This is a genomic window from Siminovitchia jepli (assembly GCF_047228825.1).
Lineage (GTDB): Bacteria > Bacillota > Bacilli > Bacillales > Bacillaceae_C > Siminovitchia.
This window is the reverse complement of sequence record NZ_JBFEGN010000129.1, coordinates 1-6,900: the sequence shown is the minus strand read 5'-3', so window position 1 is coordinate 6,900 and position 6,900 is coordinate 1. Positions and strand designations below refer to the sequence as shown.

4 protein-coding genes and 2 pseudogenes are annotated in these 6,900 nt (G+C 37.4%); all 6 read left to right on the top strand.

All coding sequences use genetic code 11. From position 1 onward, the window contains the following. Nucleotides 1–94: 94 nt before the first annotated feature. The 6 genes and pseudogenes from AB1L08_RS20995 to AB1L08_RS20960 all read left to right on the top strand — a co-directional run bounded on the left by AB1L08_RS20995 (nucleotide 95) and on the right by AB1L08_RS20960 (nucleotide 6,804). Nucleotides 95–607, top strand: a complete 513-nt coding sequence (locus AB1L08_RS20995; protein ID WP_413066563.1) for a hypothetical protein — start codon at nucleotides 95–97, stop codon at nucleotides 605–607. Between the two features lie 524 nt (nucleotides 608–1,131). After that, on the top strand, nucleotides 1,132–1,605 hold the full coding sequence (locus AB1L08_RS20990) for a hypothetical protein (protein ID WP_413066562.1): 474 nt from the start codon (nucleotides 1,132–1,134) through the stop codon (nucleotides 1,603–1,605). Nucleotides 1,606–1,686: 81 nt separating this feature from the next. Further along, a pseudogene (locus AB1L08_RS20985) lies at nucleotides 1,687–2,571 on the top strand (RHS repeat domain-containing protein); the annotation flags it as partial. Nucleotides 2,572–3,428: 857 nt separating this feature from the next. Further along, complete coding sequence (locus AB1L08_RS20980) at nucleotides 3,429–4,034, top strand: hypothetical protein (protein ID WP_413066560.1); 606 nt, start codon at nucleotides 3,429–3,431, stop codon at nucleotides 4,032–4,034. A gap of 653 nt (nucleotides 4,035–4,687) precedes the next feature. Then, nucleotides 4,688–5,866, top strand: a pseudogene (locus tag AB1L08_RS22630) (RHS repeat domain-containing protein); the annotation flags it as partial. Between the two features lie 794 nt (nucleotides 5,867–6,660). Continuing rightward, nucleotides 6,661–6,804, top strand: coding sequence for a hypothetical protein (locus AB1L08_RS20960; protein ID WP_413066556.1), 144 nt, complete (start codon nucleotides 6,661–6,663; stop codon nucleotides 6,802–6,804). Nucleotides 6,805–6,900: the final 96 nt, after the last annotated feature.

Here is a 6,900-nt window from a genome sequence, read left to right as displayed (position 1 = left end):
GTACCCAGATTTGTAAATTGTTCCCAAAAGAGCGCTGAATTAGTTTTCGGCAAATTTACTTTCGTAATTTGGGATAAATGAAAGGAAATATACCGTGGGCAAAGATAATTATGAATTAGCTGAAGAATTGTTTTATATACAAAAAAGTTTCCCAAAGAAGGTTTTTAGAAAAAAAGGTCAAATTTTATTTAATGACTTCTATCTTATGCTTGATGAAAAGGTTTGGCCACAGTTACAGTATTTGGCAAAGACGAATGGAGATAATAATATACTTATAGCCGATATTTCCCAATTAAAAAAAAGCCTATGGAAAAATAATATATTTTCTATACCAATTTCAATGAACGCTAATGAGTATATAAAAATACTTTATGAAAAAGGAGTTATTGTTGAATCAGAAAAAATTATCTGGTTTTCAGCAACTGCAAATTGGGGAATATGGGCTGAAAGATCGTGGGATATTAGTGCTTTATTTAGCAGCTTGATTGCTAAAGATTTTTATAATTGGGTTCCTTTGAATGAAGATATTTTAGAGCTTATACAAGATAAAAAAGTAAGAGGAAAAGAAGATAAAAATATAAATCTACTAAGATCCAATTATAAATGAATTGATATGTTTTATCTATTCAACAGATAAAGTTTAGCCAGAAGTAAATATCTCCTAATTAAGCGTCAAATACCCCCCCAATCTGCTTTCAGTTGCCGGTTTTGCGGCTTATGATGGATATAAAGCTTATAGAGCTGGGAAAGGATGGAATGGTGTTGCAGGGGCAACAGCACTCGGGTTTGTTGGCAGCGGAAAACTTAAGCTAGTCAAAACAGGGACAAAAACATTTAAATTTAAAGGAACATTAAAGACAAGACGGCTAGTTTCAAGTAAAAAGCCTGGAATTAAAGGCCCCAAAAACGGGATAGTATATCACTATAAAAATAAAAAAGTTGTACAATCTAGACATTATGATAAGCATGGAAAAGCAAAAAAAGATATAGATTATACAGACCATGGAAATCCTAAGAGGCATCCTGTTGTACCTCATAAGCATTACTGGTCATGGAAAAATAAAAAGCCAGTAAGGCATGGTTGGAAACCATTAAAAAGGAAAAGGAAGTAGAATGAACATGAGGTATTTAATGAAGAATATAGATTTAAATAATTCAAACCCCTTTTTATTAAATGATTTTTTGGGTGTTTTGGGTGAGGATTTTATTAAAACACACGATTGGATATTTAGTGATATTGATGCGTATGTTTTAAAAGATGAAGAAGAAATGGAAAACAACACTTTTTATAAGGAAAAATTTTATTTAACAGGAGATGAACTGCTTTTTAATTTAAATAATTTTGATATTCTATTAGTTTTTGGATTAGTTATCGCTGTTAAAAAAGAAGAAGTAAGGAGGAGAGAAGTTAATTTCCCTAAGTTATTAGGAAATAAAGATTATTGGGATGTTGATTATACATCTTCAATAACTGGTCAAGTGATTGAAATTGCCTTCTATGACAGTTCATATATTTTTATATCCTGTAAGTCAGAGGCAACAATAAAAAAGTTTTTATGTAAGTATCCTAGTTTTTCCGAATATACTTCAAGTACTTTTGATTAAATTGTAAAAGGAGTAACAGACCCAAAGGCAGTAAACTACCTTTGGGTAATTTTTTGTCAACTTTGTAAAATGTTTTGTACTGAAACCAATGCCAATGATCAAGTGCAGCGTTCTTATGTGTACAGTGCAGACGGCCAGTTGCTGGCGTTGAACAAACACAGCGGAAATACAGTCACGGCCACCTATTACTATCATTACAACCCGCGCGGCGATGTCATCGCCTTGACGGACCAATCAGGAAACGTCGTTGCCAGCTACTCATACGACAGCTGGGGCAATCCTTTAGAGGCGAAGCGAACCGGGATTGCACTGGAAAATCCATTCCGCTATGCAGGGTATCAATATGATGAGGAGACTGGCCTTTACTACTTGATGGCCCGGTATTATCATCCAACGCACAGGGTCTTCCTGTCAATGGACCCGGATCCCGGTGATGAAGACGATATCCTGACGCAAAACGGGTATACGTATGCGAATAATAATCTGGTGATGATGGTGGATCCGGATGGCAAATGGTTCTGGTTGGCGGTGAATGCCGGCTTTGCAGCTTATGACGGGTATAAAGCCTACAGAGCGGGAAAGAGCAAAAAACAAATCGCATGGGCAGTAGCATCCGGATTTGGCCCGGGCAGATACTTTAAGGGTGCGAAAAAGGCTGTTGGGTTTGCGAAGAGTTACAAGCTTTCACGGAAGAATGTTAAAGTAATGCGGTCTGCATCTTTGTATAAGGATATAACTAAACGCGGGTCAATAAAAAATAGAGAAACTAATATATCTATGAGAGAGTTTGAGAAAAACTTACGACGTAATGGGTATAAAAAATCTGTCCACGGTAAGGGCGTAATTACGATGGAAAAGAATGGAAATAAGTATTCTCTAAGGAACCATTCGAAGTCCGGTAGACCCACCGCTGAATTTATTCCAAAAGGAAGAAAGAAAGCAACACTTAAAATTAGATTTAGATAAAGATTAAGCTTAGAACCTGGATTCCATATTAAACAACTTAAACAATAGCTTGAAAAGTCGATAGGGTTTTACGGTTTGGAGACACGGGGTATAAAAGGATGATTCTCTTGATTGCGTCAAAAAAGAAAAACTACCATTTTACTTTGACAAGGGTATATGTCTCGACGCCGCAAAATTGAATGAAAATTAGAAGGGGCACACTGCTCAACTTGTGATCTAATGGGGAACGTGACGGTATCAAACCTGCGTGATGGTATCTGTTCTGCGGGCAGAGAGTCCGTTATTTACAGGAAAATCAGGATTAAGCCCAATGTATACGGGAGCCATAATCTTGGACAGATTAACCCCAGCAGCTCGGGTGACTGCTTGGACAAAGGAGAAAATCAATCGAAGCTGCCAGACAATATTTCTTGACTTAAAATCTTGAGGATCTGTTTAAACGGTTTTCTCTTTTAGGATATCCCGTTCCGTTTCTAAAGGTAATAGGAGCAGTCATTGTTCTGGTATTTGAAGGCGATTAACTCTTTCTTGCTTTAATCTTCTCTAGCGTTCTAAAACAGTGGGCATACTAAAAAATACCATTTTGGAAAACCGGTTCTTGTCACTGAAAGGCCAGGACAGAAGGTACAACTTGCCACTTCCTACTTTTAGGGACTTTGATGTCGTGTGGTAATTTCATCAAACCTTAAAATTTAGAGCGGGGCATACTTTTGGAATGTAAAGCCCAGTAAATCAATGAATTATTAACCTTGTTAACTTTTACTATAGAAGCAAAGGGAGGCAAACTATGGAAATCACCTGACTTCTGTAGACGGCTGAATGATGGAATTAATTACACTGTAAGAGAGGAACCTGAAATGAGACATTTATTCATAGATAACCAGCTTGCTTTTTCTGAGTGTAAGAAAGTGGTTGACTCGTTTTTTAATTTAAATAAAGAATTTCCGGATCAAGTATTTAAAAAAAACAATTTGAATTATCTTTTCAGCGAATTTGATTTGGTTCTATCAGAGGATGGATGGGAATCTATAGAGAAGTTAGCAATTATGGCAAATGACCAATCAATTCTTTTAGCTATGGTAGATGATTTGGAATTCTCGAAGAAGTTCTTTCTTAAACACCATTATTTTCATTGGGCAAAGATTCCTGTTAATTTCTCAAAGGATGACTATTGGAAGGTATTAAAAGAAACATTTGGTCTTCAGGAAGGAGAAGATATTGAAACTTTAGCAAATAAAATTGTGTTATTACCTGATTCTTTTAGCTGGATGATTTATGGAGAAAGAGAGACTGAACTGAGCGTATTAGGATTTTGTCCGTCTATAAATTTTGAGGATGATGACTGGCTACCATTAGGAACCGATGTTTTCGAAAAAGCTTCTGTTGCGTTTCCTCGTCAAACAATACCTGAGAAATTCATAGAAAAAATGATGCGAAATTATAAATCCCATATTTCGCGCTAAGGATTGTCACATTGATTTTTTACTTAAATAAAAATGTCACAGAGACAGTCATTCGCTTTTCTCTGTGACATTTCTACTAAATATTCTTTCGTGATAAAAGGCACTTACCCGTAATAAAAAACTGCTTTTTCTAGCGTTTCCCGGGAGAACCATCTTTTCACTTCTCTAAGAAAATAGGCAATCCTATCATCTTGATTGCTACCAGACTTCCCCATAGATGGGAATTCCCTATGCAATTATTCCTATTACGATCTTAATTTGTTTCAAGTCCTGTCGATTCTTTGTGTATCCCGTACTACCTTCAAAAGTCTCCTTCTTCTTTGGCCTGTCCGGTATACACAAAAGAGACCGTATTTAAAATGAAGTCTGTTCCAGCTTAAGTCGGATACTGCTTCCCGAATTCTCTTGAGTCCTACATATAAATATTTTCAAAATTCGCTGAATGGAAGGCATCCAGTACTCTATGCAGAGCGTCATGAATGAAAACATCAGCTTTCCTCTCCGGAACGAATAATGCAAGCCTAAAAGTAGACGGGTTATGTGACAACCTACTCTCCTGCCAACGGTGTCGGCACCACCATGTCTATGACCCGGCCGGACAGGTGATTTCCATGTCAACGAACAAAGTGGATTCATCAACCGGGGCCATGACGACTGTCATAGATGAAAAATACACCTATGATGCCAACGAGAACCGAACGGAAATTCTTTACCAGAACGGAACAAAAGAGACATACCTATGACCATATGGACCAGCTTGTCCGCGAAACAAAGAAGGACGGCTCCGTCAATGAATATAAGTATGACGGATTCGGCAACCGGATTTATCAGAAGATCGGCAGCCAGGCGGCTATAACATCCACCTATAACTTACTCAACCAGCTGACTTCCTACGGGAGCGAAACGATCAAATACGATCAAAACGGCAACCGGATAGAAGACGGGAAGTTCACCTATCAATGGAATGCGGCCGATCAGCTCGTATCCGTCAAGAAAAAAGGAGAAAGCCTCCTTTTGCAGAATACAAATATGATGATGACGGCGGAAGAATCCAAAAGAAAGTAAACGGTACCATCACCAACTACATCTATGACGGCGACAGCCTGAACATCCTGTATGAAACAAACGCCAATGACCAGGTGCAGCGTTCTTACGTTTACAGCGCCGACGGCCAATTGCTGGCGTTGAACAAGCATAGCGGAAATACAGTCACGTCGACCTATTTCTACCATTACAACCCGCGTGGCGATGTCATTGCCTTGACGGACCAGTCAGGAAACGTTGTAGCCAGCTACTCTTATGACAGCTGGGGCAATCCGTTGGAGACAAAGCGGACCGGGATTGCACTGGAAAATCCATTCCGTTATGCAGGCTATCAATATGACGAAGAAACCGGTCTTTACTACTTGATGGCAAGATATTATCATCCAACGCATGGCGTCTTCTTATCAATGGACCCGGATCCCGGCGACGATGACGATATCCTGACGCAAAACGGCTATACCTATGCCAATAACAATCCGGTGATGATGGTCGATCCGGATGGAAAATGGTTCTGGTTAGCGGTGAATGCCGGCTTTGCAGCTTATGACGGGTATAAAGCTTACAGAGCGGGAAAGAGCAAAAAACAAATCGCATGAGCAGTAGCATCCGGATTTGGCCCGGGCAGATACCTTAAGGGAGCAAAAAGGGCTGTTGGATTAGCTAAAAAGGTAGTAATTACCGGACATACAAGACATGTGCTAAACCAATCTATTGGTAGAAATGGAGGAAGGGGTGTCAGTGTAAAAGCGAAGCTACGCCATAAGGAACCCCAAAAAATCATTAATCAGAGTGGTGGACGAAAAAGATATGTTGGAAAAAATGCTCAGTTGGTTTTAAACAACATGAATCAAGTTATCACCGTTTTTGGAAGTTCAAGAGCAAAAAGGAAAAACCAGGTTTTTCATGTATATGGAAAAGGAAAAAATAGTTTGTTAGGTGGGGTTATCTTGGCCAGAATCAAGGATATATCAACTGAATTTGAATTGGTCCCTAGAAAATATGAAGAGAAAACAGAAGACCCTTTTATATTCTCTATTTTTCGAATAACAATAAATAATAAACCACTTATTAATTTATATTCGCCGCTCCTCCTTAAGTCAGAATACGATGACATCATTTACAATTTAGGATTATTATTAAAAAATAAAACAAATAATTTTATCTTAGAAACAGTGGAACAACTTTTTAATTTAGAAATAATAAGAGAAGGGAATGATATCTATAGATTGATTATTACTTCCAAGCAAACTGAGTTATATGATCTTGAAATTCGGTCTACTAAAAATTCTCTTCAACAATTTTATACTGAATTAAAGCGGAATTTAAACAATGTACAAAAATCTTCATATCTTCCTTGAAAGAGGGGTTAATTCCTAAAAACTTTGGTGTATTATTAAAAAATATTTCTAAGGGTGTTGCTGATTTTCGCAATACCTTTTTATCGTTTTAATCATAAAGCCTTTTAAGACCAATCAAGACAAAAATTTTTATGAGTAAAGACCTGCTTTGAATGTTTGCCTACTGGGAAAATTCATTAAAATTGATAGAGAGGCTTGATTTTATCCAGATTAGGGGGAATTTGATGGAAGATAAAATCATTACTTTATTAGAAGATGTCAGGGAAAGTAATTTGGATGAGGTATCTCAAAAATTATCGGCACTGAACCAAGTCCCATTTTTAATTAATATACCTGAATCCGTGATAAAGGTTGTTAAAACCCTGTAAATAAGATGCTATCCTGGTATTTTTCCAATTTCCTCCACTTGATGAATTAGAAAAAACAAAAAAACACAAAACACAGGATACTTCATTGATTTTCCG

Excerpts from the sequence above, each read along its gene's own strand:
- AB1L08_RS20990 (WP_413066562.1), top strand. The coding sequence starts at position 1,132 with ATGAAGAATATAGATTTAAATAATTCAAACCCCTTTTTATTAAATGAT.
- AB1L08_RS20980 (WP_413066560.1), top strand. The coding sequence starts at position 3,429 with ATGAGACATTTATTCATAGATAACCAGCTTGCTTTTTCTGAGTGTAAG.
- AB1L08_RS20960 (WP_413066556.1), top strand. The coding sequence starts at position 6,661 with ATGGAAGATAAAATCATTACTTTATTAGAAGATGTCAGGGAAAGTAAT.